The organism is Oceanisphaera pacifica (assembly GCF_017498065.1).
Classification (GTDB): Bacteria; Pseudomonadota; Gammaproteobacteria; order Enterobacterales; family Aeromonadaceae; genus Oceanimonas; species Oceanimonas pacifica.
The window spans coordinates 114,645-139,874 of sequence record NZ_JAGDFX010000010.1; the positions used below are offsets into that span (position 1 = coordinate 114,645).

The window sequence follows — 25,230 nt, forward strand, 5'->3', positions numbered from 1 at the left end:
GGCATTAGCTCACCCAACTATCGCATTCTTGCTGCGATAACAGGATATATATTGATGAAAAGAAACGTTCTAATTATTGGTGCTGGTGGCGTTGCTCAAGTTGTTGCACATAAATGTGCACAGCATAATGATGTATTGGGTAATATCCACATTGCTTCACGTACGGTAGAAAAGTGTCAGCAAATTGTTGAAAGTGTACGGGAAAAAGGCAGTTTAAAGACTGCTGGTGAATTGCAAGCTCACGCATTAGATGCGCTAGATATAGCAGCAACAAAGGCGTTAATTGACAATACACAATCGCAAATAGTGATCAATGTTGGTTCTCCTTTCATTAATATGTCGGTACTAGAAGCTTGTATCCAAATGGGCGCTGCTTATCTCGATACTGCTATTCATGAAGATCCAGAAAAAATCTGTGAAACCCCACCTTGGTACGCAAACTACGAATGGAAGCGCAAACAGCGCTGTGCCGATAACAACATTACCGCCATTCTAGGTGTGGGCTTCGATCCTGGCATGGTTAATGCCTATGCCGCTGCTGCAGTAAAGGAAGACTACTTTGATAGCGTTGACTCTATCGATATCATTGATATTAACGCTGGCAGTCATGGCCATTACTTTGCGACTAACTTTGATCCAGAAATTAATTTCCGTGAGTTTACCGGCCGCGTTTGGTCTTGGCAGAACCGCGAATGGGTTAAAAATAAGATGTTTGAAGTGAAGCGTACCGATGACTTACCCGTGGTAGGCAGCCAAACCAGTTATATGACAGGCCACGACGAAATTCACTCGCTATCACGTAACCTAGATGTACCCAATATTCGCTTTTGGATGGGCTTTGGTGAGCATTATATTAACGTATTCACCGTGCTTAATAGCTTAGGCTTATTATCTGAGCAGCCCGTTAAAACCGCCGAAGGCCTAGAAGTTGTTCCACTTAAGGTAGTTAAAGCCATACTACCCGACCCTTCTTCACTCGCTCCTAATTACACTGGCAAAACCTGTATCGGTGATGTGGTAAAAGGGAAAAAAGATGGCCAAGATAAAGAAATATTTATCTATAACATCAGCGATCATGAACAAGCCTATGCCGAAGTGGGCAGCCAAGGAATTTCGTATACCGCTGGTGTTCCTCCGGTCGCAGCCGCTATTTTAATTGCAACTGGGGAGTGGGACGTATCAAAAATGGTCAACGTAGAAGAACTGTCACACCGTCCATTTATTAACTTATTAAATGACATGGGCATGCCTACCCGCATTAAAGACGAACAAGGTGATCGCCCGCTCAGCTTCTAGGTTTAAACGATATTATTTTTTATAAGCAACTCGCTAAAACAAGGCCGACTTAAGCCGGTCTTGTTTATTTCTTGACCTAAAATTAATACCATAACGACACTATTAGCGCCCTTTAGTTTTTATATAGTTGACTCTATTCTCAATATTGTAAAGTGCGAATGCGGTATATTGTTTAATGGCGTTGATAGTACCGAAAAGAGACTTAACAAAAATCGTCATTTTATTAAATAATTTTAATGTATGATATACACTGTTATTGGCTACCTCACAGCCTTCATCATAATAAGGATATAACATGAAAAAAATACTTGCAGTGGCAACACTGGTGACTGCTCTACCTTTTTCTAACATGGCTCTAGCTGATCAAGATATCGGCTGTGGTTTGGGCTCTATGGTATTTGAAGGGAAATCAGGCAAGGTATCTAAAGTACTTGGCGCTACCACCAACGGAACTTCTGGTAACCAAACTTTCGGTATTACCTTTGGTACCTTAGGTTGTGATGGCACCGGCACCGTGACTTCATCAGAAAAGCTAGCTATGTTTATCGATGGCAACATGGATAATTTAGCGCGTGATATGGCCAAAGGCGAAGGCGAAACGCTGGCTACTTTGTCTGAAGTTTGGGGGATTCAGCAGGCTGACCAAGCTGAATTCAACTCAGTAGCTCAGGAAAACTTTGCAGCTATTTTTAGCTCAGAAAATGTGACATCTCAAGAAGTACTGGTTAGCTTAAACACGCTGATCGCACAAGACGCAACATTAGCTGATTACCGTATCTAATCTTAAGATATAGACTCAAGTAAAAGTGCTCCTTAGGGAGCACTTTTTGTAAGCCTGCCAGTATTTAATCAGCATAAAATGGCGATATATCATGAAGTTATCTACTACCGGCTTTATTATTTTCTTTAGTTTTTACGCCTCTTTTTTTTCTTTCAAAGCCAATGCCTCAGCCGTTGCTCTTGACCAATTAAATGTGACTGAACTAGCAAGCAGCCCATACTGGCTCAAACTTGGTCATTATCTTGCTAAACCATTACGCGGCCCAGTAAGTACCGTTAGGCAAGGCGATTTTTTTCTCGCGGTCGATGGCAAAACAAATCCGCATGCCGAGCTAACTGCAACTATCGAGCAGCTATACAGCCTTGATCCCGAAGAAGCTCAGGCCACCCAATGTAAATACCCAGCACGTTTCACTTGGCTAGAGTCATTACAAGGTCGGAGCGTGACACTCGATTGCCCCGAGTTAGAAAAGTGGCGTGCAGTGTTAGAGCCAGAAGGCATGACACTGGTTTTCCCCACCGCATTCATGAACAACCCCTCTTCTATGTTTGGCCACACCTTGTTGCGAGTAGACGCAAAGAACCAAACTCGCAATAAAGAGCTGGTGGCATTCGCGATAAACTTCGCTGCCGAGCCTGAAGTAGACGACAACCCAGCTTTATTTGCCTTCAAAGGCCTGATTGGTAGCTACCCGGGACAATTCACCGTCATGCCCTATTATCGTAAGGTACGCGAATATAATGATATGGAGTCGCGAGATATTTGGGAGTACAAACTTAACTTAACCGAAGGTGAAGTTAATCGTGTGTTGTTGCATCTATGGGAAATGCGCCACGCCGAGTTTGATTATTACTTCTTAGATGAAAACTGCTCTTACCAGCTGCTGGCGTTACTTGAGTTAGCCAGAGACGATCTATTCTTGGTAAAAGACTTTCCTCTGCAAGCCATACCCTCGGACACAGTCGAGACGTTGGAGAAAAATGGGTTATTAGCTCCACCTAAATATCGGCCAGCTTTTGGCACCCGATTAATGCATCAAGCCAATGAAATAGAGCCATCTTTATTTGATGCTGCAGTGAAAGCAAAGCAAGGAGAGTACCCCTCGCCGGATCAGTATACGCCAACACAAAGAGCTGCTATCTTAGAGCTGGCCTATGAATGGCTTAACTTCGAACTCTACGATCAGGCTTTAGAGCGACAAAGTACCGCAAAGCGCTTAACTCAGTTACTCGTGCAGCGCAGTAGAATAACTGTAGAGTCACCTTTCTCTCAGGTACCAGTACCTCCGGTATCACCCGAGCAGGGCCATGCCTCGGCAAGAATGGGGCTTGGGGTACAAACCAATCAACACGCCACCGATAAAATAACCTTAGAATGGCGGCCGGCATATCATGATTTACTAGACTCACAAGCTGGTTTTATTCCTGGTGCTCAAATCAGTTTTTTAGATACCCAAGTTAGTATCGATCGCCAAAGTAACGCTAAACTCGATCGTTTCTACTTCTTAGATGCGATGGCCTTGGCACCGAGCAATAAAGTCTTCGACAGTCTGGCTTGGAATGTTCGAGTCGGTTTTGACCGTAAGCCGATGGCTCATAAGCAGGCGGGACGTTGGTTAGCTCAGGGAGGTACTGGTAAGGCCTGGGGTCGCTCCGATAAGCTGCATGTTTATTCTTTGCTGGCCACTAGCATCAGCCACGGAGATCTCACTAACCATGATGTTATTGCAGGATTGGGTGTTGAGGCCGGATTGCTCCAACAAATAACAGACCACCACAGAATCGGCTTGCAGGCGCAATATCTAACGCTCATCGAAGCATCAGCCAATCAAGATGCGTCGGTAACGGCAAGCTGGCACTGGAGCTTTAATCGCAACTTAGCCTTACGTAGCCAAGCGCAATATCAGCACTGGCATACCGAAGATACATCCGCAAAGATCACCGCGTATTTCTATTATTAGGTAAAAAGTGAAAGCGGCGAGTTGCAAAGGCGACATAGCCTAACAATCCCACCTATTTAGCAACCGAGCAAGGCGTAAGATGACTGCAGCTCGGCTTGCTCTTGCCGCTCAGTCGCTTGGTAGTACTGCTATTTATTCAACATTTCACGAAGCAGATTGCTTACCACCAATGGCGTCGGTGGCTTCTTGCGCGGCATCCATCACGAGTCGGCTTAAGTGCGCTAAACGCTCGCGTTTTACTCGCACTGCGGGGCCAGAAATAGAGATAGCCGCTACCGCTTCACCGTATTCATTATAAATATTAGCGGCAATACAACGCAGCCCTTCAAATTGCTCTTCGTCGTCTAACGAGTAGCCTTGTTGTTTGATATGTTGCAACTCGCTCGCAAACTGCTCAGCGTCGGTAATGGTATGCTCGGTAAAAGCCACCATATCGGTCTGCTTAATAAGTGCCATGGCATCTTTTATCGGCACCACAGACAGCAATGCCTTGCCCACTCCAGAGGCATGCAAGGGCGAACTACTACCCAAAGACACCACCATACGCATGGTTTGTGGCGACTCGACTTGCCCGACATACACCACGCGACCCTGCTCTAAAATAGCCAAATTAGAGGTTTCACCCGTTTCAGCCACTAACCGCTTCATAAAGGGACGAGACTGGGCGATAACATCGCGTTTTTTAAGATAAGCATTGCCAACCGCAAAGGCATTTACGCCTATGCTCCACAGGCCTTGAGTGTCATCCACATCAACAAAGTGATGGCTGCGTAAACTGTTTAGTAAGCGATGGGTTGTAGAAGGGGCAAGCCCTAAGCTACCAGCCACTTCTGTGAGTGACATGCCCATATCGGAAGTAGCCAGCTGCTCTAGCACCAATAAGGCACGAGAAAGCGACTGCACTTGGGTGGTGCCCGCTGGTTTGGTGACTTTATTTTTTTTAGATATTACTTCTTCGCTCATGAGTTTCCATGATCTACAGAGACTTAAGACTATTGTATGGGTATTTGGCCCTTAAGTCCTGTTTGTGTTTAAAGTTCCGTGAAGGGTCAATGGTGAAGAGTAAAGGGGAAAAGCTCAAGACGAAAAAAAACCAGCTACTTGAGCTGGCTTCTTAATTGGTCGGCGTTGCAGGATTCGAACCTGCGACCCTCTGGTCCCAAACCAGATGCGCTACCAAGCTGCGCTAAACGCCGTAAACTTTTGCTACTTTTAAACCAGCTACGCTAGTTTTCTTAATTGGTCGGCGTTGCAGGATTCGAACCTGCGACCCTCTGGTCCCAAACCAGATGCGCTACCAAGCTGCGCTAAACGCCGAAATTTCTTCTTTTACTCTTAAACCACTCTCGGGTCGCACCCTCTGGTCCGCTTAATCCCAAAACACGAGATGCGCTGCCAAGCTGCGCTAAACGCCGTTTTTTACGATAATCTTTATCGCTATGTACCATACTCCGTTAGAGTATAATTACAAATTTCTTGAAGCAGTGGTGCGAAGGGGGGGACTTGAACCCCCACACCCGAAGGCACTAACACCTGAAGCTAGCGCGTCTACCAATTCCGCCACCCTCGCACATCTTTACTGCTTCCAGGCCTTAACCTGAAATTGGGGTGACTGACGGGGCTCGAACCCGCGACAACCGGAATCACAATCCGGGACTCTACCAACTGAGCTACAGTCACCATTATTTCCGCTTACATTAAGTAAGCTTGTCCGCATACTAGATGGCGCGCCCGACAGGATTTGAACCTGTGACCTCTGCCTCCGGAGGGCAGCGCTCTATCCAGCTGAGCTACGGGCGCTCGCATTTGGACGATGCGAATACTAAGGCTAACCCCGTTTATTGTCCAGCACTATTTCAAAACAATCGTCCACATGGTCACTTTACCAGCAAAACGCTGTTTTTTTGGCTAAGCTCACTTTTGTTTATACTAACATGGTCAGCAGGTGCCTGTGATTGACTTATCAATGAAAAGATCTAAAATCCTAAAAAATGAATGAACGTTCATTCATAACCACTTATACTAGTACTAATGATGGTAAGGTATGCCAGATAAACGTGAACGTATTTTAAGCTCGGCTGAAGCGCTGATTGCTCGCCTTGGTTTTCATGGCATCTCAATGCAAAAGATAGCTAAACAAGCCAATGTCGCCACTGGCACTATTTATCGTTATTTTTCTGATAAAGAAATGCTATTACGCTGTTTACATGAAGAACGGCTGCGCGGTGCGTCTGCCGCTATTTTGCAGGGTGTGGATGCTAAAAAACCAAACTATGAGCAGTTTTGTACGCTGTGGTTTAACACAATGCACTACTTACAGGCCAGCCCCGATAGCCTGTGTTACCGAATGCAGTACGAGGCGTCACCGCTGTTTAATAAAGAAGAAGAGCGCCAAATGGATGAGCGCTACTTTAAACCGGTACATGAGTTTTTTGAGGCTGGGCGGGTAAACGGTTTGTTTCGTGATATGCCGGCAGAATTACTGGGTTTTTTAGCACTCGAAAATTTAATGCTGCTAACACAAAAATGCACCAAAGGCTGTATTGAGCTGGATGATGCTCTGTATCAACAGTTACTTGATGCCAGCTGGAACGCCATTCTTAAACGTTAAATTTAATAAGTTGCGGGAGTAAACTAATGAAAAAATGGACACTGTCCATGTTGTTGCTGGTGATAGTCATCTTCGGCAGCGTCATCGGCTTTAACTTGTTTAAACAAAAGATGATGGGTGAATATTTTGCCAATCAGCCGGTCCCTAGTTTTCCGGTTACCACCACAGAAATTACTCCACAAGACTGGACGCCACGCATTGCCGCCATTGGTTTTATTGAGCCTATTCAGGGCATCAATATCAGTAATGAATCGGCAGGTATAGTACGTGCCATTCATTTTGAGTCTGGCCAATCAGTTAAAGCCGGTGACATTCTCTTAGAGCTTGATGCTGATGTAGAAAAAGCGAACTTGCGTAGTGCTCAGGGCCGCCTGCCCTCAGTGCAAGCCAATTTAAAACGCATGCGCCAGCTTTATAAACGCGGTTCTGTTTCTAAAGGGCAACTAGATGAAGCGCTCGCCAATCAGCAAGAGCTGTTAGGTCAGGTTGACTCATTTAAGGCCACTATTGCCCGCCGTACTATTCGCGCCCCTTTTGATGGGGTTATGGGTATTCGTAATGCCTTTTTGGGCCAGTATTTAAATGCGGGTAGTGATATTGCGCGTTTAGAAAATATTAGCCAGTTCCGTATTCGCTTTACTATCGCGCAAACTCGCTTAGCGGATATTGCCGTAGGCCAGTCATTGAATATTTTTGTTGATGCTTACCCCACCACGCCGTTTGAAGGTGAAATTACCGCCATTGAGCCCCAAGTTAATCCGGGCTCTGGCGTGGTGCAAGTACAAGCCAGCATTCCTAATAAAGAAGGCAAGTTACGCTCAGGTATGTTTGCCAAGCTAGATGTACAGTTACCCACGCAAAAGCAGCAAATTTTGGTACCACAACAAGCGATTAACTTTACGCTTTATGGCCAAACTGTGTATGTGGTTACCGAGCAACAGCAAGAGGCAGAACAAAAAGAAGGTGACACTACCTTTATTGCCGAGCAAAGAGTGATTGAAGTGGCTGAGCGCGAAGATGATTATGCACGCGTAGTAAAAGGCCTAGAAGCGGGTGAAACAATAGTGACCTCGGGTCAGGTACGCTTATCTAATGGCAGCCATGTCAAACTGGTAGAAAGCGATGCGCTAGACACCCCAGAGTCAGCACCCCAGCTGTAAGCGGAGAATCTGATGCGTTTTACTGATATTTTTATTAAGCGGCCAGTATTAGCTATCTCAATAAGCTTACTGATCGTACTACTGGGGCTGCAAGCACTGCAAAAAATGCAGGTGCGTGAATACCCAGAAATGACCAATACCGTGATTACCGTGAGTACTGGTTATTACGGCGCCAGCGCCGACTTAATTCAGGGCTTTATTACCCAACCCTTAGAGCAAGCCATAGCGCAGGCCGATAATATCGATTTTATGAGCTCCAACAGTAGTAACGGCAGCTCAAGCATTACGGTGCAAATGAAGTTAAACACCGACTCTAATGCGGCCCTGTCGGATATTTTGGCGCGGGTAAACTCGGTGCGATCTCAACTTCCTCGAGAAGCGGAAGATCCTAGCTTAGAGATGACCACAGGTGCGTCCACCTCCATTATGTATATCGCTTTTAGTAGTGATGAACTGAGTGCACCTCAGATCAATGACTACTTAGAACGCGTCATACGGCCGCAGTTTTACTCGGTGGATGGGGTTGCCAAGATCAACCTGTTTGGTGGTGCTAAGTTTGCGCTACGCATTTGGTTAGACCCACTGCGTATGGCGGCACATAAGCTGACCGCACCTGAGGTTTTGTCGGTATTACAAGCCAATAACTACCAAGCTGCAGCCGGCCAATCTACCGGTTACTACATGGTGTATAACAGTGATATCAACACCCAAATAGAAAACCCAGAGCAGTTAGAATCACTGGTGGTCGCCACTCACGATGATGCAGTGGTGCGCCTGCGCGATATTGCCCAAGTGTCCCTCGAAAAAAGTCATGACGTGGTACGTGCCTTGGCAGATGGCCAGCCTGCGGTAGTAATTGGTGTGGATCCTACGCCATCTGCTAACCCGCTAAATGTGGCTGAAAACGTGCGTGGCATGTTGCCAGAGCTTGAAAGCAACATGCCCGATACCATTAAAATGCAGTTGTTATACGATGCAACCGATGCCATTAATGAGTCGATTAGCGAGGTAGTCAAAACCATACTCGAGGCCTCATTAATCGTGGTTATTGTGATCACACTGTTCTTGGGCTCGTTTCGTGCGGTCTTAATCCCTATTATCACGATTCCGCTATCGCTCATTGGCGTAGCCATTTTGATGAGTGCCTTTGGGTTTAGTATTAACCTAATGACACTGCTGGCCATGGTGCTTGCTATTGGCTTGGTGGTAGATGACGCCATAGTGGTGGTGGAAAACGTCGACCGGCACATCAAAGCCGGTGAAGAGCCCTATCGCGCGGCTATTATTGGTACCCGCGAAATAGCCGTTCCTGTGATCACCATGACCATCACCTTGGCGGCTGTGTATGCACCTATTGCCTTGATGGACGGTATTACCGGCTCACTGTTTAAAGAGTTTGCCTTAACACTGGCTGGGGCGGTATTTATTTCTGGGATAGTGGCATTAACCTTGTCACCCATGATGTGCTCTAAGCTACTTAAGCCCCATAGCAACCCAGGCCGCTTTGAGCGTGGTGTAGAAAACACCCTAGATAAGCTCACTCGCAGCTATTCGCGCATGCTCGATGCCGTGTTAGCAAAGCGCGCCGTGATCATCGCTTTTGCCGTATTGGTGTTTGCCTCTATGCCGGTGTTATTTAGCTTTATTCCTAGTGAGTTAGCGCCCAGTGAAGATAAAGGCGCCTTCTTAATGATGGCCAAAGCACCTAACTCCGCCAATCTCGATTACATCGAAAACAACATGCGTAAAGCGGTTGAGGTATTGGACAAAGAAGATGGCCTAGCCACGTCACTCACCATTGCCGGTGTGCCTAACCCTAACCAAGGCTTGGCGGTAGCAGTACTTAAGCCTTGGAGCCAACGTGACGGTCAAAAAGCAGTCATAGACAGAGTCACACCTGGCCTACAGTCAATTCCGGCCGTTGCTATTAGTGCCTTTGAGTTCCCTGAACTGCCGGGCGCTTCTAGCGGCTTGCCGGTGCAATATGTACTGACCACGCCTAACTCCTTTGAAAGTCTCTATGAGGTGGCCGCTGATGCATTAGAAAAAATCAGCAACAGCCCTTTGTTTGTTTACAGCGAGCTGGACTTGGCCTTTGACTCGGGCACCATGAAAATTAAGGTAAACCGAGACAAAGCTGGTGCTTACGGCGTCACCATGCAAGACATTGCCATTACCTTGTCGACCATGATGAGTGATGGCTACGTGAACCGTGTTGACTTAGATGGCCGCAGTTACGAGGTGATCCCACAGGTATATCGTAAAGACCGCCTCAACCCAGATTCCATTAAAGACTACTATGTGCGCGCAGCCAATGGCGACATGGTGCCCTTGTCTAATATGGTCTCTATTACCATGGAAGCACAACCGCGTGCCTTGCCTCACTATAACCAGCTCAACTCAGCAACAATTGGTGGGGTACTCACGCCGGGGGTGTCTATGGGTGATGCCATTAACTTCTTAGAACAAGATGTATCGGCCAACTTACCTAAGGGTTACAACCACGATTACTTAGGGGGCGCCCGTCAGTTTGTTAGCGAAGGCAATGCGTTATATATGACCTTCTTACTGGCCTTGTTTATTATCTTCTTAGTACTCGCATCGCAGTTTGAGAGTATCCGCGATCCATTAGTGATTATGGTGTCGGTGCCGCTTGCGATTTCTGGGGCCTTAATTGCCTTGGCGTGGGGGCTAGCCACTATGAATATTTATACTCAAGTGGGGCTAATTACGCTGGTCGGTGTGATCACCAAACACGGCATTTTAATGTGTGAGGTAGCCAAAGAAGAGCAATTAGCAGGCGCCAGCCGTCACGACTCTATCCGTACTGCGGCACGCATTCGTTTACGGGCAATCTTAATGACCACAGCGGCCATGGTTGCCGGCTTAGTCCCGCTGTTATTTGCAGTAGGCGCCGGCGCTATCTCACGCTTTGGAATGGGGATTGTTATTGTGTCGGGCTTGAGTATTGGTACTCTGTTTACCTTGTTTGTACTGCCGGTGATTTATACCTTCTTGGCATCAAATCACAAACCTTTACCCGAGTTTGATGAAGACCAAGCACCTAAAACGGTGAGCAGTCATTAAATAATAATGGCGTGTATATAACGAATAAAGGGCTGCTCATGCAGCCCTTTTTATTGCCCGAAAAATGCTCCTGCCACTTCGGCACTCCCACCATCCATGGCGGTCGGATGTCATGTGCTGAAGCCAGAGGGGCGAGTTTACTCGCAGTGACGAGCAGTATCAGCTTAACCGAACATCCAGTGAATGTTCGCAGTAGGCTGATAATGTGAGTGTCATTAGCCCCGCAGCGTGTCGGTGGAGTTACCCCTTTGTTCGGCTTTTGTAGTAAGCAAACTGACTATTTCTTTAATATGATTGGTATAAAAGCCACAGCGCTGCATAAGGGTTGGATTAGCAGAAAACGAGTAGTCAGGCGGTAGGATGCGGCAGCGCGGCGGTTTAACACCACGCTGCCGAATATAATCGGAGAGTAATTATGCTTGCTGAAACAGACTTTTACGCCAAGTAATCATCATAATAGCCAACCCTGCCATCCCTAACGATAACGCAGGCGCATAGTCGGTACTCACTAAAAAACCCAAGGTATAACAAGGCGTTAAAAAGGCAACGGCAATCAATGAGCGCGCATTAATACCACCAAAAATCAGCAGTACCGGAAACACCACGCCAATAATAAATAACAAGCTGCGATACACAAGATCACCAAAGGCAAATGTTAACTCTGGCGCCAATAAATCTATGCCTAAGTGAAAACCACATAGCAGGCCAACAACAATAATGGCCGGTAGCGCAAACTTTCTTTCAAACCAAGGCGTTTTTTCCAGCTCGCACAAGTGCGCCGCAGTAGTAAACCCCATTTGCATCACCCAGAGCCCCACCAGCCATGGTAGCGCGGCATGAGCCAAACCCTGCCCAGTAATAAAAGCAGACAGTATAGACGTGCTATACAACATACCGATCAGCAATATGGCAAACAGCACCATAAAGCCGATAAAAAAGCTCACTTTGGGATTAGGGCTGGCGGCAAAGGCGCGGTGAAACGTTAAGTCAAAATAAGGAGCAAGCAAAAAGCCTAATGCTAATGGCAGCACATAGTGTATTACCCCATCAGAAGCCGGTATTGGCTCAAGGTTAGGCGCAGGATAACTCAGTGCTATGACAAACAGGGCAAGCGTAGCCATAAAAATTAAAACTGATAAGCCAATTAACTTACGACGCAATGTAAAAAACGCGCTGCCTGCAGCAATAAAGCCGGTGATGGGTAACGCGGAGTTAAGCAGTGTGCTAATCCAAGCCATAAAGACGAAGTGATATGCGATAACCACCACAGAAAATAACTGAGACAAGAAACTAAAGCGCGCTAAAAAACGCGCTCTTCGTCGGCTATCGAGTACAAAACCAAACAGGGCTGCGCCTGTAATATTAACCGTAAAAAAGACCCAAAAAGCCACCACACTAAAATCATGATCGAGCAATACGGGTAAAAAGCCACCTATGCACCAAAACCAGGCGCAGGCCAGAAAAAACGCGGGCAGCAGATTACGCATCACTGGCTCCAGATACCGTCCATAAATGAAAGGTCACGTCTCCCCGACCAATCAAACGCCCAGGCACTCCTGGCTGTTTACCACGGGTATAAACATGCACTTTAAGATCGGCATTAAAAGGCTGACCGGTGGTTATTGCCTCATCTATATCTTGGCTAACGGGTTCTATTTTAAAGTGCAGGCCATTAGTAGAAGGCAATCTAAACCGGTAAGAAAGGTTTCTGCATACCAAACGATGGCCGCCATCGGTGCGCATAAACAAATACGCCCCCGCCGCCAGCTCTATATTCGCTAATAACGCAGCCCCACCTATGGTGCCGTAGGCATTGCGATTAAACCTTTTATGGGGCACTTCTACATAGAAGTTATTAGGATCATAATTTATACGCAGGCCAAACTTGCACACCATCGGAAAAAAGATCCATGACAGCAGCCACCTCAAGACAGGAGAGCGCATACTTGCTTGGTTAAGTGCGCGCTCAACTTTAGGGCTAATCCACTTAAAGTTACTCGCTGGTGGGCGGTACTTTTTGTCGCCGCCATTTCCGGTCGTCTTAGACATTATTTGTTTCCTAGTCTTACTTCATTTTTAAGGCCTATTTATCTGCCTCAAAAACCTATTTTATGCGTCATGCTTAGCATTCAGCTGCGCTTAAACCAGCACTAACATCCCCTTAACCTTCATAAAAGAGGCTAATTTCTTTAATGATCAAGATGGAAGGTATTGGTAAGGCGAGTCACTATCACCTGTTCGCAGCCCATTGGCTTCTTTACTCAAGGTAAAAGGCAGAGCGCCATGTTACCCAAGTATACTAAGCCAAGCGATAGTTTGCGGCTTAAGCGCGTCATTTAACGGTGAGTTTAGCTGTTAAGTGCCACAAACTTAAGAGGCAAAGTCATAGTATTAGGCTTAACGTCTATTAGGTAGCCACACTTTATGCTAAACATTACATATTAAGCAGTAATTTCTGTCAATTGTTGAAGGGTTATTGCCCCATGCTGGCACAGGCCCTACTCATTAAACCGTGAAATGAATAACATGAAAAATCAACAAAAAGCCTATTTTTATGGCTTGGGTGCCGTTGCCTGCTGGTCAACGGTTGCCACGGCGTTTAAGCTCTCTTTAGGCTACTTTTCTCCAGCTCAGTTATTACTGGTTGCCACTATCACCTCATCGCTATTACTGCTGGGTATTTTAGCATGCCTTGGTAAGTTGCTGCTGCTTGTGCAAAGCATAAAAGCACACCCCACTTATTACCTGTTACTGGGGCTGATTAACCCAAGCCTCTATTATCTAGTGCTATTTCAGGCCTACGATCGCCTGCCTGCTCAACAGGCGCAAACCCTTAATTATACCTGGGCTATCACTCTCACCTTGTTGGCGGTGCCTTTTTTAGGGCAGCGCATTCGCAAGCAAGACTGGCTGGCCATTATATTGGGCTACTTAGGCGCTATGGTCATCGCCACTAAGGGCGATATCTTCAGTTTAAACTTTGAAGATCCCCTTGGCGTAGCCTTGGCATTACTATCGACCTTGCTCTGGGCTGGTTATTGGATTTTAAACACCCGCCATCAAGGTGATCCGCTGGTCACTCTTACTTTAAGCTTTTTAGTGGCGATTCCCTTGGTCACCCTTGCCACAGGGTTATGGTCAGATTTTCAGTTACTGGCCTGGCAAGGTTGGGTAGGCGCCATTTATATTGGCGTATTTGAAATGGGCATCGCCTTTGTACTTTGGCTAATGGCCATGCGCTACGCTGAACACACTGCCCGCATTTCAAACTTAATTTTTATCTCACCCTTTGCATCACTCTTATTACTGTACTTTTTAGTGGGCGAAGAGATTTACCCCGCCACTCTTATCGGCCTACTGATGATAGTGGCGGCGCTGGTTATTCAACAGCTTAAAATCAAACGGTAACCCTTTCGGGCAGCGATACGCCAAAGGCAAACATTTTAAGTTACAAGAAACACTGAAAGCTTCAAGCCTGTCACTTTCGGCTTTTTTTGTTCTGTACCGAGTTCCGTGCCTTGAGTGGCAAAAATAATAGCCAAGTTTTGTTATAGTCTATCGCTAACGGTACAAGCTAACGGCTAACCATCGTCTTTTTCTTATTAAGGAGCCCTAATGACACACGCCCATCGCCTTGCGGCCGTTCGTCGCACCATGGCTGAATACGACATTAACGCTTTTATTGTGCCCCACGACGACGAGCACCTAGGGGAATATATTCCACCCTATGCCGAGCGATTAGATTGGGTAACAGGCTTTAGTGGCTCCGCAGGCGTGGCCGTGATCTTGGCGGATACCGCCGCCATGTTTGTTGATGGTCGCTACACAGTGCAAGTTCGCCAACAATGCGATAACACATTATTTAGCTATCACCACCTTATTGATGAACCCTACCTAAATTGGCTGATAACAGAGCTTAACGCCGGCGATAAAGTAGGTTTTGATGCGCATTTACATAGCCAGCACTGGTATCAAGGCGCCCAAGAAAAATTGGCCGCCCATAATATTACACTGGTGCCCATTGCTCACAACATCATTGACCAGCACTGGCAAGACCGGCCAACCCCCAACAGCCATCCAGCCTTACTATTAAGCCAAGACTATAGCGGCCAGCATAGCGAGGCTAAGCGTAATCGCATTGCCCAAGGCTTGGCCGAACAGCACATTGATGCACAGCTATTAACCCAAGCTGAGCCCATTAACTGGTTATTAAATATTCGTGGCCGTGATATTGACTGCCTACCCGTAGTGTTAAGTTTTGCCCTGTTATATCAAGATGGTAGCGTGCAATTATTTGCCGATCCCGCTAAGTTTGCCGGATTAGACCTAGCAGCCCATGCTGGGGATAACGTCAGCTTATTCGCCGTGTGTGAGTTTGAAAAACACTTACAAATGCTGGGCACACAAAAGTCCCGCGTACAACTAGACCCCACCACGGCCAATGCTTGGAGCGCGCTCACCTTAAGTGAGGCAGGTGCCGAACTGGTGTTTGCTGCCGATCCATGCATGCTACCCAAAGCCTGTAAAAATCAGGTAGAAGTAAACGGCAGCCGCAGCGCCCATTTACGTGACGGCGCCGCCGTGTGTCGCTTTTTATCTTGGTTAGATAAACGCTTAAGCCAGCCTCATCCAGAACAAGAGCACGAAGGCACACTGGCCGATAAACTAGAGAGTTTTCGCGCCAGCCACCCTGAGTTTGTAGAGCCCAGCTTTAGCACTATTTCGGCACTGGGGCCCAATGCCGCCATGTGCCACTACCATCACTTAAATGGCACGCCCCGAACACTGGGCCAAGATGCCATTTATTTAGTCGACTCTGGCGGCCAGTATTTAGACGGCACCACAGATATCACCCGCACAGTAGCGGTGGGCGAGCCCGATGCTGAAATAAAAAAGCTGTTTACACTCGTATTGCGTGGTCATATTGATTTAGCCCAAGCGCGTTTTCCTGCTGGCACCGCGGGCCAGCAATTAGACGCCTTAGCGCGCATGCCATTGTGGCAACAAGGCTATAACTTTGATCATGGCACCGGCCATGGTGTGGGGCACTATTTAAGCGTACACGAAGGGCCACAGCGCATTTCACCGAAAGGCAGCATGGTGCCGTTAACAAGCGGCATGATAGTGTCTAACGAGCCCGGCTACTATCGCGAACAAGGCTTTGGTATTCGCTGCGAAAACTTACAAGTAGTGCAAGCCGCTCATCTCGATGGCGACATTCCGGTATTTGAGTTTGAAACCCTTACCTTTGTCCCCTTCGACCGACGCTTAATTGATGAAAACTGGCTAGAAAACAAACATATTCAATGGCTTAATCAATATCACCGCCAAGTATGGGAAAAAATTAGCCCACTACTAGAAGGGGATGACCTCGCCTGGTTAGAACAAGCTACCCGCCCTTTGTAGTCGCACACTTAAGCAGCGCACTCTAGTCAATATTGGCTAGAGTGCGCGAGAATTTGCCGTTGCTCAGTAAAATTCGGTAAACTGCCTACGAATATTGTCGCTTAGGTATGGTCTTAAGCGACAACTTATTAACCGGATTGATATATGTCACTCACTCATAACTACCGAACCTTGCTACAGCGTTTGCCGAAGCTTGCCATTAATGCCGAGCAAATGGACATTCTGCATTCTGCCCAAGGCTTTAAGCAGCGATTGTTAGAACTGATTGGTGCCGCTCAACAGCGTATCTATCTGGTGGCGCTTTATTTGCAGGATGACGATGCCGGCCGAGAAATTTTAACCGCACTGTATGAAGCAAAACAGGCTAACCCTGCTCTCGATATTCGGCTGTTTGTTGATTTTCATCGAGCGCAACGCGGCTTAATTGGTCATAAAGGCCAAGGCGGTAACCATAAAATGTACCAAGCCTTTGCCGAGCATTATGCCGAGCCCATTGAGGTATACGGCGTGCCCGTTAAAGGCCGAGAAGTGCTCGGCGTGCTGCACCTTAAAGGCTTTGTGTTTGACGATACGCTCTTGTATTCCGGCGCCAGCATCAACGACATTTACCTGCACCAACAAGAGCGTTATCGCTTTGACCGTTACCACCAATTTAATGATGCTTCGCTTGCCGACACCATGGTGGACTATATACAGCGTTTGTTTATCGACAATCCCGCTGTGGTGTCGCTCATCGACGAGCCCATTGCAAGCGCGCGCCAGCTAAGACCGGTGATCCGCCAATTTAAACAGCAAATGAAGCGCACTCAATATCAGTTTGAGCATCAAACACGCCAACCAGGGCAAGTGTCAGTCACCCCCTTAGCCGGTTTAGGAAAAATAGGTAACCGCCTTAATCGCGCCATCCGCACCAGCCTGCGTAGTGCTCAGCAACAGCTGTTTATTTGTACGCCTTACTTCAATTTACCTAAGCCACTCGCAAAAGATATTCGTGGTTTACTAAAAAAAGGCGTTGAAGTCACCATAGTGATTGGTGATAAAACTGCCAACGACTTTTATATTGCTCCCGACCAGCCGTTTCGTACCATAGGCGGTCTACCCTATTTATATGAAGCTAATTTGCGCCGCTTTGCTCGCGCTCATCAGACATCTATTTACCAGGGTAAGTTAAACATTATGCTGTGGCGCCATGAGCGCAATTCTTATCACCTTAAAGGTTTGTTTGTGGATAAGGATTTAGCCATGATCACCGGCAACAACCTTAACCCACGCGCTTGGGGGCTAGATTTAGAAAACGGCCTGCTGCTCAACGATCCCGAGCAATTATTGCAACCCAGCTTTGATGCAGAAAAAGCCAATATTCTTGAGCATTGCCAACGCATTGAGCATTTCTCAGAAATTGAAGCAATCACCGACTACCCCGCTCCCGTACAGCGCCTACTCAAACGCGTACAACGCACCCGCGCCAACGTACTCCTTAAAAGGCTGCTTTAAATACAGCTGTCAGCCGTCAGCTATCAGATAAACATAAGAGCTGGATTGCCGCGCTGCGCTCGCAAAGACAAAATAAGAGCAGCGCCCAGTTCGTCATTGCGAGGAGCGGAGCGACGCGGCAATCCATGGCCTTTCGGTCAGCGTTAGCTATCAGTTAAACCAACACCGAACCCGCAAGGTTCGGTGTTTTTCTTCGGCTGATCGCTGACAGCTGAAGGCTGACCGCTGCTGTTGCTCCCTTTTTGATCTCGGCTTTGCTATTCTCTGTATATATACACAGGTGGGGTCGTTATGAATCTAGATAAAGTCTCCTTAAGTACGCTTAAGGGTGTGGGCGACAAGATGTTAGAAAAACTGCAACGGCTCGGTTTGAGTACGGTACAAGACTTGTTGTTTCACCTGCCCCTGCGCTACGAAGACCGCACCCGTGTTTACCCTATTGCCCAACTCATGCCCGGCATGCATGTTTCTGTGATTGGCGAAATAGTCGATAGCAATATTAGCTATGGCCGTAAGCGCATGCTGTTATGCCGCATGCGCGATAACACTGGCAGCCTAACACTGCGCTTTTTTAGCTTTGCCGCCGCACAAAAAAATACCCTTACTGCCGGCACTAAAATTCGTGCCTTTGGTGAAGTACGCCCAGGCCAATATGGACTAGAGATTATTCACCCCGAATACAGCCTACAAGTGGGCGAACAACCCATTACCAGCGAGGCCTGCTTTACTCCCGTATATGGCGCCACCGAAGGCTTACGTCAAATTACCTTACGCCAACTAACCGATCAGGCGCTCACCTTGCTCGAGCAACACCCAGTGCAAGAATGGCTGCCCGATGGCCTATATAATAAACAAATTAGCCTTAACGATGCCGTGCGGTTATTACACCGGCCACCGGCAGATGTCGCTCTGTTTGATATAGAGCAAGGCAAGCACCCCGCGCAACAGCGGTTAATCATGGAAGAGCTATTAGCGCATAACTTGTCGGTGCTTAAGGTACGAGAACAAAGCCAAGCCCATCAGGCCCGCAGCCTGAGTTATCCAAAACCATTAATTGACGAGTTTTTAGCTCAACTTCCCTTTACACCAACCGGCGCTCAGCAAAGAGTGGTCGGTGATATTAACGCCGACTTACAAAAAAATGTGCCCATGATGCGGCTAGTGCAGGGGGATGTGGGTTCAGGTAAAACCCTAGTGGCCGCCTTGGCGGCATTACAAGTTATGGGCAATCAGGGCCAAGTAGCCTTAATGGCACCCACCGAATTACTAGCCGAGCAACACGCTAACAACTTTGCTGCTTGGCTAGCCCCCTTGGGCATTCAAGTTGGCTGGCTGGCGGGCAAGGTAAAAGGCAAGGCCCGAGCCGAGCAATTAGCGCGGCTCGCCAGCGGCGAAGTAGGCATGATAGTGGGCACCCATGCTTTGTTTCAGGAAGAAGTAAAATTTAATGCACTCGAGCTGGTGATCATTGATGAGCAACATCGCTTTGGCGTACATCAGCGCTTAGCCCTGCGCGAAAAAGGCAGCCAAGGCGCGTTTTATCCTCATCAGTTAATTATGACCGCCACCCCTATTCCTCGCACGCTGGCCATGACGGCTTATGCCGATCTCGATACCTCCATTATCGACGAGCTCCCCCCGGGGCGTACTCCGGTCACAACCGTAGCCATGCCCGACACTCGCCGCCAAGACATTGTCACCCGCGTGCGAGAAGTATGCCGCGACCAAGGCCGCCAAGCTTATTGGGTATGTACGCTGATTGATGAATCAGAAATGCTTGAATGCCAAGCCGCCGAAGATACCGCCACCGAACTAAGCGCACAGCTTCCCGAATTAAAGGTTGGTTTGGTTCATGGCCGCATGAAACCCGCCGAAAAACTGGCGGTAATGGCTGATTTTAAAGACGGAAAATTAGACTTATTAGTGGCCACCACAGTAATAGAAGTGGGGGTTGATGTACCTAATGCCTCGTTAATGATCATTGAAAATCCCGAACGCTTAGGTCTGGCACAACTACACCAATTACGCGGCCGAGTCGGCCGAGGAGCCGTGGCCTCGCATTGCGTACTGCTATATCACGCGCCATTAACCAAAACCGCCAGCCAACGCCTAGGAGTACTGCGCGATACTAACGACGGCTTTATTATTGCGCAAAAAGACTTAGAAATTCGCGGCCCCGGCGAACTATTAGGCACCAAACAAACCGGCCTCACCGATTTAAAAGTGGCCGACTTAATCCGCGACCAACATCTATTACCCGAAATACAACGCCTAGCCCGCTATATTGCCGATGCCCATCCGCAAGTAGTCGCCCCACTTATCCGTCGCTGGCTAGGTGAGAGAGATCAATATGGGAAAGTGTAGAAGACACAGCCGTCAGCGGTAAGCTATCAGCTGTCAGAAAAACAACCAATCTCTATGGGTGGCCCGACAATATGCGCTTGTTAGGAGCCATCAGCCACCGACCTTGTTATAAGCCATTTTTATAAAGTGTTTAACTGGTTCAAATTCTGATTCAGACGAAACAGTGAACTCAACATCACCAGTACCGTAATGACCTATTGAAGACACATCACGATAGTTCTTTGTGTCAGCAGGTACATCAGATGGTTTGAGTTTTAGAAAAAGCTTTAAATTTTTTCCTTTAACTTCTAAACAGACAATATTTTGAGATACTTTATAAGCAACATAGAATTTCTTGGGTACTTCTTCTATGGACTCATCGATACCAAGAATAAACTCTCGTACAACTGCTGTAAGCTCTAAAATCTCATCACTTTTACCATCAAGTCTCTCATCAAAAGTATAAGTTGCTGTTGCACGAGTTAGCGCAGCTTTCTTACCAGCCTCTACCATAACAGGATTTTTATATCCGCCATCAGGTGTCGTTGTAGAAGCTATTGCCATTGATTTTGAGGTGTGAAAGACTTCTTCAAGATAAAGCGAGTTATTAGAAAAGAGACGATACTTCCATAATTCAATATTGGCGCCCATTACTTGAACTGCATGTAAATCATATTTTTTATAATTAGGTGCAATACAGATAACTCTAATATCTGACCAATCAATTTTAATTCCATTTCCAATGCGTTTCTGTACTGCGATCTCAAAATCACCTTTGTGATCTTGAATCCAGTGTAAGTAAAAAAGGCTTTGATTAATTAACTCTGATGACTCTACTTTTTTATATTCAATAATTACGGGATTATCTTCTTCTGACAAAGCTAGCGTATCAATACGGCCAGCATGTTGGGCGCCCGTTGAAAACTCGCTAGCCACAAATCGGCAATTGAACACAGTTTCTAAGTTTTTCTCAATCAGGTTTTGTAAATCTTTTTCCAGATCAAAATTCTTCTGCTCTACTGCAGACAATTTATCTCCTGAAATATCAAAAATTGGCACTTGATAAATACTCCATTACTTCTCTAGCAGCTAACGCCTGCAGCAGGGGCGCGACTTAAGGAGCGTCCCTTGGCTGCACTTGTTAGGCATTTTGTCCCCAACGAACAAGCTTATCTTCTGGCCAAGTTTGGCTAAATAATTCTGTTTCAGGATTGCCATCTAAGAAAGAAGAGATGAGCTCCCATTTGTTTTTTGTAAGCCCCCATGCACTAGATGGCAAGAAATACATTTTCCTACTCCAGTCAGACTTCACAAAGTCACCAACCCAAAGTGATGGAACTATATAAACGTCAGGCTCTTTTTCCGAACCCAGCTTTAAATCAACAAGCGCATACCACAAGTTAGGGCTAACTTTTCCTATTACCCCAGCACCTACATCCCATTCACACCCCTCACGGCCATATCGACTTCTTCGATATGCGCCTTGTGACGTCTTAACTTGTATAGAAATACTTTTGGAACCGTCTGCTTTAGCAGCAATTATGTCTACTGACGGCGCATTTCCGACCGTAATACTCGCATGAACAAATCGCTTGGTTAGTTGATGAGCTACATAAAACTGACCTGAAGCTCCGATAAATTGACTTCTTCCTTTTGACAAAGTGCTATTTCCTCATCGTAATGCCTAACGCCGCCAACACAGGCGAGCGTAGCGAGTCCAGCCAGCTTGCTGGCGTTTGTGATTAGCCTTGTTATGAGTTTCAAGCAACCAACTAGTATGGGTGACCTGTTAGACTTTCTTTTACTCAGTATCTTGAACCTTTTCGAAGATATCAACATTAGCTTTTTTTACTTCTGATTGAATACGATTGCCTGTATAAAAAATTACAACTACAGCTATGAATGCAATAAAATATGAGTAGTAGCTGAATAAAAAAACAATGCCGAATATAAAACTATAAATAGATATGGCAGGCAAACTATTCAAATGTAGCCATGGGTAAAGCGTGAAATAAATTCGATTAACATACGTATCAATTTGACCAAACAGAGCTAAAAAGAGTGATAGACCAGCATTAGAGATAACGCTTATACAAAAAAATATTGACGCTATTTTTATTGAGAATGCGTCAACTGTAGTTTGTTGAGCACTCAACAAGCTAAGAAACTAAAATGCCACCCAATGTTAAATTATCTCACTAAGACTCATATTGGGCTGACAGCCTAGATTTTTGGCTGTGATTGGCAAAATTGAATGATATGGAAAACCAAAATGGAGAAAATTACTCTTATTTGATGTGATCTGCTAGTAATTTGCTTCGTTTAAGCGGTACTCAGACAGCCTTTGTGCACTCCTGTTGGAGTGTACAGATTTAGCTATGTTGACGCTAAGTACTTAGCTTGACCAGTGCTGGCAACTTTTAAGGTGCGCGCGCCGCTGCATACCTAAGTGTTTGCAGTAACGCGTTAAATCTTCAAGCGACCCGACCGGCCCTGTAAACAGGTATTTAAACTCTTCGGTTATCTTTAACCAGTTTTCTAGCGAAATATTCAATTTGTTCAGTATGTTGGCGGTGCTTTCTGCAATGGCACCTCCTTTGTCATCACGTAGTATTCTGCCCATATCGTCTACGAGGGTAATGTAGTCTTTTACCTCAAACAGTAGGCCTTTGGGCAACTGTTTGCGGTCATTGCCGACAAAGGGCAGTAGTCGCTTCGGTTGTGCTCCCTGTTTTGCTGCATCTATACGTCGCCTAATGCTGGTGTGTTTAGATGTTTCTGGGGTGGTGGCCATGTTAGCGCGAATGGGGTTTAAATCGACGTAGGTCATACAGGCCAACACCGCAGCTTCATCAAGTAAGGCTTGGGATTTAAAACGCCCTTCCCAGAAGCGTCCCGTGCAGTTATCTTCTTTATTGGCTTGGCGGGCAATGGGCTCGCTTAAAGCACGCATAAACCAGCTGATGTCTATCAGTCGACGCCGATACTCGGCAACCCTCTCGTTAAGTGTGTCGATTTCATAAGCCTTAACGACCTCGCCGTTCGCAAATCGTTGGGTGAGCGGTGTACCTTTAAACAGCTTATGCCATTGATTTACCACATCAATATCTCGCCAATTCATCGCTGTTTCTGCATCAATACGCAGCACCACATGCACATGATTAGACATAACCGCATAGGCAGTAATATCAATGGCAAACGCCTGCGTCAAAAACAGCAATCGCTTCTCTAACCATTGTCGACGGTGCTCAAACGTGCGACCAGAAACTTCATCCACACCACACAAAAATGCCCTTCTCACCGTGCGACTCACGCAATGGTAAAAGGGCGTATCTTGTAAACTCACTTGGGCAACCCGTGGTTTAGCCATCCTAGCCTCCTAAAAAGTTCAACCCTGAACATGTTAAGTATAGGTCCTAGGCTAAAAAACAACCAATTCCTATGGGTGGCCTGTTAGTTTGCTAGTTGGTTAAAATTAGCGACGCAGGAGCAAAACCAACTGTTTTTTGTCCTGCTGAATTGACTTGTTAGTTTACATTTTAGCCGTAAACAGCTTCATTCCGTTCTTTTAATGCTTTTTCGACAACATCGAAAACAGTTTTAAACCTTGCTACCCAATCAAAGCTATCAGCCTCAACTGCTTTAGATTTTAAATAATTTCTCAGTTGCTCTTTACTGGAGTTTGATTTAACGGTAAACGGCTTAAGAACTCCCTCAACATCAGTATCAAAATCACTAAACCAATTAGGGTGCTGCTCATAAGCTTCTATGATCCAATCATGTGGAAATAAACCCTCGAGTGAAAACCCATCGTGTAACGTGACAAAGTCTTTTTTGGAGTGAAAAGGTATTTTTTTATTACCAAAGTATTGCTGTAAGGTTCTTCGTGTTTTATCTCCAGCACTATCACCGTCTAATACCGTTACCACAGGCCTTTCAGAATATATGTATTCATAAGTAGCTTTCATAAAACCTTCCATTCCAGCTACTCCTGTGAAATCTAATATCTCAGACTTTCTTACATGTGGCCAAGAATATTCACCTTCTAATGTTTCAGGAACGACACTCAAAAACCATTTAAACACTTCTCTATCAGTTTTCCCTTCGACAAAAATATTAGATACACCTAAATTATAAAAATCACTAAATCGTACGCCTAGTGCTTTTCTTATGGATGTTGTTGCTTCAACATAACTATCATATTTTATTACCTTAGTTTCTTTACCATCATTTATAGTGCCCACTATACGCTGAGGATCTTGAGAAACAAAACCAAGAGAATGAGTTGTAGTTACTAACAAAGCCTCATTACTAATTTCATTTAACATTTTATGACAAGAATCTGCTAGCTCTGGATGTAAATATGACTCAGGCTCTTCTATTAACCATATAGGATTTTTATCTAATTTTTTTTCTTCTTGTGTTATCCAAAGAAATGAAGCCAGAATAGCTGAAGCTTGGATACCCATACCTTTTCTATCAATTGATGTTTTATTCGGATCTGATAGATGAAATTCAAATTTATGGATTAACTCTTCTAGTGAGTTATTTGGCAAAGAAAAATGTGAAGATATATGTGGCAAACCTGCCACAGATAATTGAGCATCTAAATGATTAGAGATTTCTTGCAAGCTTTGGTTAATTTCTTGAAGTTTGTCATCTAATACTTTTGAAACTGAACGCTTAATGAAAGGTTGAAGTAACGATGAATATAAATCATCAATACTTTTTGATGATGGTACGTAATGACATACGAACTTTTCTAAAAGCAGAGAAACAGCTTGCCTTTGAATTCTAGAAAACGCTTTTGTAGTCTCAGGTTTTCTTTTCTCATTAGTGAAAAATACATATTTTGGGTTTTCTGAGTTAGGGAATGATAAATATAAATGAAATTTTTCAACTATACTCTTTGGCTCTTCAAGCATTTCATTTAATTCTTCATAAAGAACAAAGAAATCTTCATCGCCCCCTCTGTCACCCTAGTTGTCCGGTTGGCAATTCAGCCTAATTTTATATCAATAGGGCCGGTGTGGGAGTTATTATGTCATTGTATTCTGAAGAGCGTAAAGCAGCGGTTGTCAGTAAGTTATTG

Annotated in this window: 17 protein-coding genes and 5 tRNA genes; 10 read left to right on the plus strand and 12 right to left on the minus strand. The window is 45.8% G+C overall.

What is annotated here, in order from left to right; translation table 11 throughout:
• Positions 1-54 precede the first annotated feature (54 nt).
• The 3 genes from J3U76_RS09910 (at position 55) to J3U76_RS09920 (ending at position 4,037) form a co-directional block, all read left to right on the plus strand.
• On the plus strand, positions 55-1,296 hold the full coding sequence (locus tag J3U76_RS09910; protein ID WP_208005814.1) for a saccharopine dehydrogenase family protein: 1,242 nt from the start codon (positions 55-57) through the stop codon (positions 1,294-1,296).
• A 295-nt stretch (positions 1,297-1,591) separates the two neighbouring features.
• Positions 1,592-2,077, plus strand: a complete 486-nt coding sequence (locus tag J3U76_RS09915) for a DUF3015 domain-containing protein (RefSeq protein ID WP_208005815.1) — start codon at positions 1,592-1,594, stop codon at positions 2,075-2,077.
• A gap of 91 nt (positions 2,078-2,168) precedes the next feature.
• A complete protein-coding gene (locus J3U76_RS09920) occupies positions 2,169-4,037 on the plus strand; it encodes an Lnb N-terminal periplasmic domain-containing protein (RefSeq protein WP_208005816.1) in 1,869 nt (622 codons plus the stop codon).
• Between the two features lie 144 nt (positions 4,038-4,181).
• Here J3U76_RS09920 and J3U76_RS09925 read toward each other — a convergent pair whose 3' ends face one another.
• The 6 genes from J3U76_RS09925 to J3U76_RS09950 form a co-directional block, all read right to left on the minus strand.
• Entirely contained in the window at positions 4,182-5,000 is an 819-nt protein-coding gene (locus tag J3U76_RS09925; protein ID WP_208005817.1) for an IclR family transcriptional regulator, read from the minus strand.
• A 156-nt stretch (positions 5,001-5,156) separates the two neighbouring features.
• A tRNA-Pro gene (locus J3U76_RS09930) sits at positions 5,157-5,233 on the minus strand.
• A gap of 44 nt (positions 5,234-5,277) precedes the next feature.
• Positions 5,278-5,354, minus strand: a tRNA-Pro gene (locus J3U76_RS09935).
• A 168-nt stretch (positions 5,355-5,522) separates the two neighbouring features.
• Positions 5,523-5,607 (minus strand) — tRNA-Leu (locus J3U76_RS09940).
• Positions 5,608-5,641: 34 nt separating this feature from the next.
• Positions 5,642-5,717 (minus strand) — tRNA-His (locus J3U76_RS09945).
• A gap of 43 nt (positions 5,718-5,760) precedes the next feature.
• Positions 5,761-5,837 (minus strand) — tRNA-Arg (locus J3U76_RS09950).
• Positions 5,838-6,081: 244 nt separating this feature from the next.
• Between J3U76_RS09950 and J3U76_RS09955 the strand changes: the two genes are divergently transcribed.
• The 3 genes from J3U76_RS09955 to J3U76_RS09965 are packed head-to-tail and all read left to right on the plus strand — an operon-like array spanning position 6,082 to position 10,895.
• Entirely contained in the window at positions 6,082-6,648 is a 567-nt protein-coding gene (locus tag J3U76_RS09955) for a TetR/AcrR family transcriptional regulator (protein ID WP_208005818.1), read from the plus strand.
• Positions 6,649-6,674: 26 nt separating this feature from the next.
• Positions 6,675-7,808 (plus strand): efflux RND transporter periplasmic adaptor subunit, encoded by a 1,134-nt coding sequence (locus J3U76_RS09960; protein WP_208005819.1) that lies wholly within the window; start codon positions 6,675-6,677, stop codon positions 7,806-7,808.
• A gap of 12 nt (positions 7,809-7,820) precedes the next feature.
• Positions 7,821-10,895 (plus strand): multidrug efflux RND transporter permease subunit, encoded by a 3,075-nt coding sequence (locus J3U76_RS09965; RefSeq protein WP_208005820.1) that lies wholly within the window; start codon positions 7,821-7,823, stop codon positions 10,893-10,895.
• A 413-nt stretch (positions 10,896-11,308) separates the two neighbouring features.
• On the opposite strand, the gene J3U76_RS09970 is transcribed toward J3U76_RS09965, so the two are convergent.
• Entirely contained in the window at positions 11,309-12,382 is a 1,074-nt protein-coding gene (locus J3U76_RS09970) for a hypothetical protein (RefSeq protein ID WP_208005821.1), read from the minus strand.
• Positions 12,375-12,944 (minus strand): DUF4442 domain-containing protein, encoded by a 570-nt coding sequence (locus J3U76_RS09975; RefSeq protein WP_208005822.1) that lies wholly within the window; start codon positions 12,942-12,944, stop codon positions 12,375-12,377. The genes J3U76_RS09970 and J3U76_RS09975 overlap by 8 nt, the downstream gene beginning before the upstream one ends.
• 477 nt (positions 12,945-13,421) lie before the next feature.
• Here J3U76_RS09975 and J3U76_RS09980 point away from each other — a divergent pair, with 477 nt between their 5' ends.
• The 4 genes from J3U76_RS09980 (at position 13,422) to recG (ending at position 20,159) form a co-directional block, all read left to right on the plus strand.
• Positions 13,422-14,303, plus strand: coding sequence for a DMT family transporter (locus tag J3U76_RS09980; protein WP_208005823.1), 882 nt, complete (start codon positions 13,422-13,424; stop codon positions 14,301-14,303).
• 207 nt (positions 14,304-14,510) lie between these two features.
• Positions 14,511-16,301 carry an aminopeptidase P family protein gene (locus tag J3U76_RS09985; RefSeq protein WP_208005824.1) on the plus strand — a complete coding sequence of 597 codons (1,791 nt, stop codon included), beginning with the start codon at positions 14,511-14,513 and terminating at the stop codon, positions 16,299-16,301.
• 144 nt (positions 16,302-16,445) lie between these two features.
• The gene (gene pssA / locus J3U76_RS09990) at positions 16,446-17,795 is read left to right on the plus strand and encodes a CDP-diacylglycerol--serine O-phosphatidyltransferase (RefSeq protein ID WP_208005825.1); all 1,350 of its coding nucleotides are present in this window, start codon (positions 16,446-16,448) and stop codon (positions 17,793-17,795) included.
• 291 nt (positions 17,796-18,086) lie between these two features.
• Positions 18,087-20,159 carry an ATP-dependent DNA helicase RecG gene (gene recG / locus J3U76_RS09995; protein ID WP_208005826.1) on the plus strand — a complete coding sequence of 691 codons (2,073 nt, stop codon included), beginning with the start codon at positions 18,087-18,089 and terminating at the stop codon, positions 20,157-20,159.
• Positions 20,160-20,249: 90 nt separating this feature from the next.
• On the opposite strand, the gene J3U76_RS14670 is transcribed toward recG, so the two are convergent.
• The 4 genes from J3U76_RS14670 to J3U76_RS10015 form a co-directional block, all read right to left on the minus strand.
• Complete coding sequence (locus J3U76_RS14670) at positions 20,250-21,197, minus strand: DUF5655 domain-containing protein (protein WP_208005827.1); 948 nt, start codon at positions 21,195-21,197, stop codon at positions 20,250-20,252.
• 82 nt (positions 21,198-21,279) lie between these two features.
• Positions 21,280-21,798 (minus strand): hypothetical protein, encoded by a 519-nt coding sequence (locus J3U76_RS10005; protein ID WP_208005828.1) that lies wholly within the window; start codon positions 21,796-21,798, stop codon positions 21,280-21,282.
• A 735-nt stretch (positions 21,799-22,533) separates the two neighbouring features.
• A complete protein-coding gene (locus tag J3U76_RS10010) occupies positions 22,534-23,508 on the minus strand; it encodes a transposase (protein ID WP_208005829.1) in 975 nt (324 codons plus the stop codon).
• Positions 23,509-23,677: 169 nt separating this feature from the next.
• The gene (locus tag J3U76_RS10015; RefSeq protein ID WP_208005830.1) at positions 23,678-25,063 is read right to left on the minus strand and encodes an ATP-dependent nuclease; all 1,386 of its coding nucleotides are present in this window, start codon (positions 25,061-25,063) and stop codon (positions 23,678-23,680) included.
• Positions 25,064-25,230 lie beyond the last annotated feature (167 nt).

Coding starts and splice junctions, on each gene's coding strand:
- J3U76_RS09910 (WP_208005814.1), top strand. CDS start 55: ATGAAAAGAAACGTTCTAATTATTGGTGCTGGTGGCGTTGCTCAAGTT.
- recG (WP_208005826.1), top strand. CDS start 18,087: ATGAATCTAGATAAAGTCTCCTTAAGTACGCTTAAGGGTGTGGGCGAC.
- J3U76_RS09975 (WP_208005822.1), bottom strand. CDS start 12,944: ATGTCTAAGACGACCGGAAATGGCGGCGACAAAAAGTACCGCCCACCA.
- J3U76_RS10015 (WP_208005830.1), bottom strand. CDS start 25,063: ATGCTTGAAGAGCCAAAGAGTATAGTTGAAAAATTTCATTTATATTTA.
- J3U76_RS09985 (WP_208005824.1), top strand. CDS start 14,511: ATGACACACGCCCATCGCCTTGCGGCCGTTCGTCGCACCATGGCTGAA.
- J3U76_RS10010 (WP_208005829.1), bottom strand. CDS start 23,508: ATGGCTAAACCACGGGTTGCCCAAGTGAGTTTACAAGATACGCCCTTT.
- J3U76_RS09915 (WP_208005815.1), top strand. CDS start 1,592: ATGAAAAAAATACTTGCAGTGGCAACACTGGTGACTGCTCTACCTTTT.
- J3U76_RS09955 (WP_208005818.1), top strand. CDS start 6,082: ATGCCAGATAAACGTGAACGTATTTTAAGCTCGGCTGAAGCGCTGATT.
- J3U76_RS09925 (WP_208005817.1), bottom strand. CDS start 5,000: ATGAGCGAAGAAGTAATATCTAAAAAAAATAAAGTCACCAAACCAGCG.
- J3U76_RS09920 (WP_208005816.1), top strand. CDS start 2,169: ATGAAGTTATCTACTACCGGCTTTATTATTTTCTTTAGTTTTTACGCC.
- J3U76_RS09965 (WP_208005820.1), top strand. CDS start 7,821: ATGCGTTTTACTGATATTTTTATTAAGCGGCCAGTATTAGCTATCTCA.
- J3U76_RS09980 (WP_208005823.1), top strand. CDS start 13,422: ATGAAAAATCAACAAAAAGCCTATTTTTATGGCTTGGGTGCCGTTGCC.
- J3U76_RS09960 (WP_208005819.1), top strand. CDS start 6,675: ATGAAAAAATGGACACTGTCCATGTTGTTGCTGGTGATAGTCATCTTC.
- pssA (WP_208005825.1), top strand. CDS start 16,446: ATGTCACTCACTCATAACTACCGAACCTTGCTACAGCGTTTGCCGAAG.
- J3U76_RS09970 (WP_208005821.1), bottom strand. CDS start 12,382: ATGCGTAATCTGCTGCCCGCGTTTTTTCTGGCCTGCGCCTGGTTTTGG.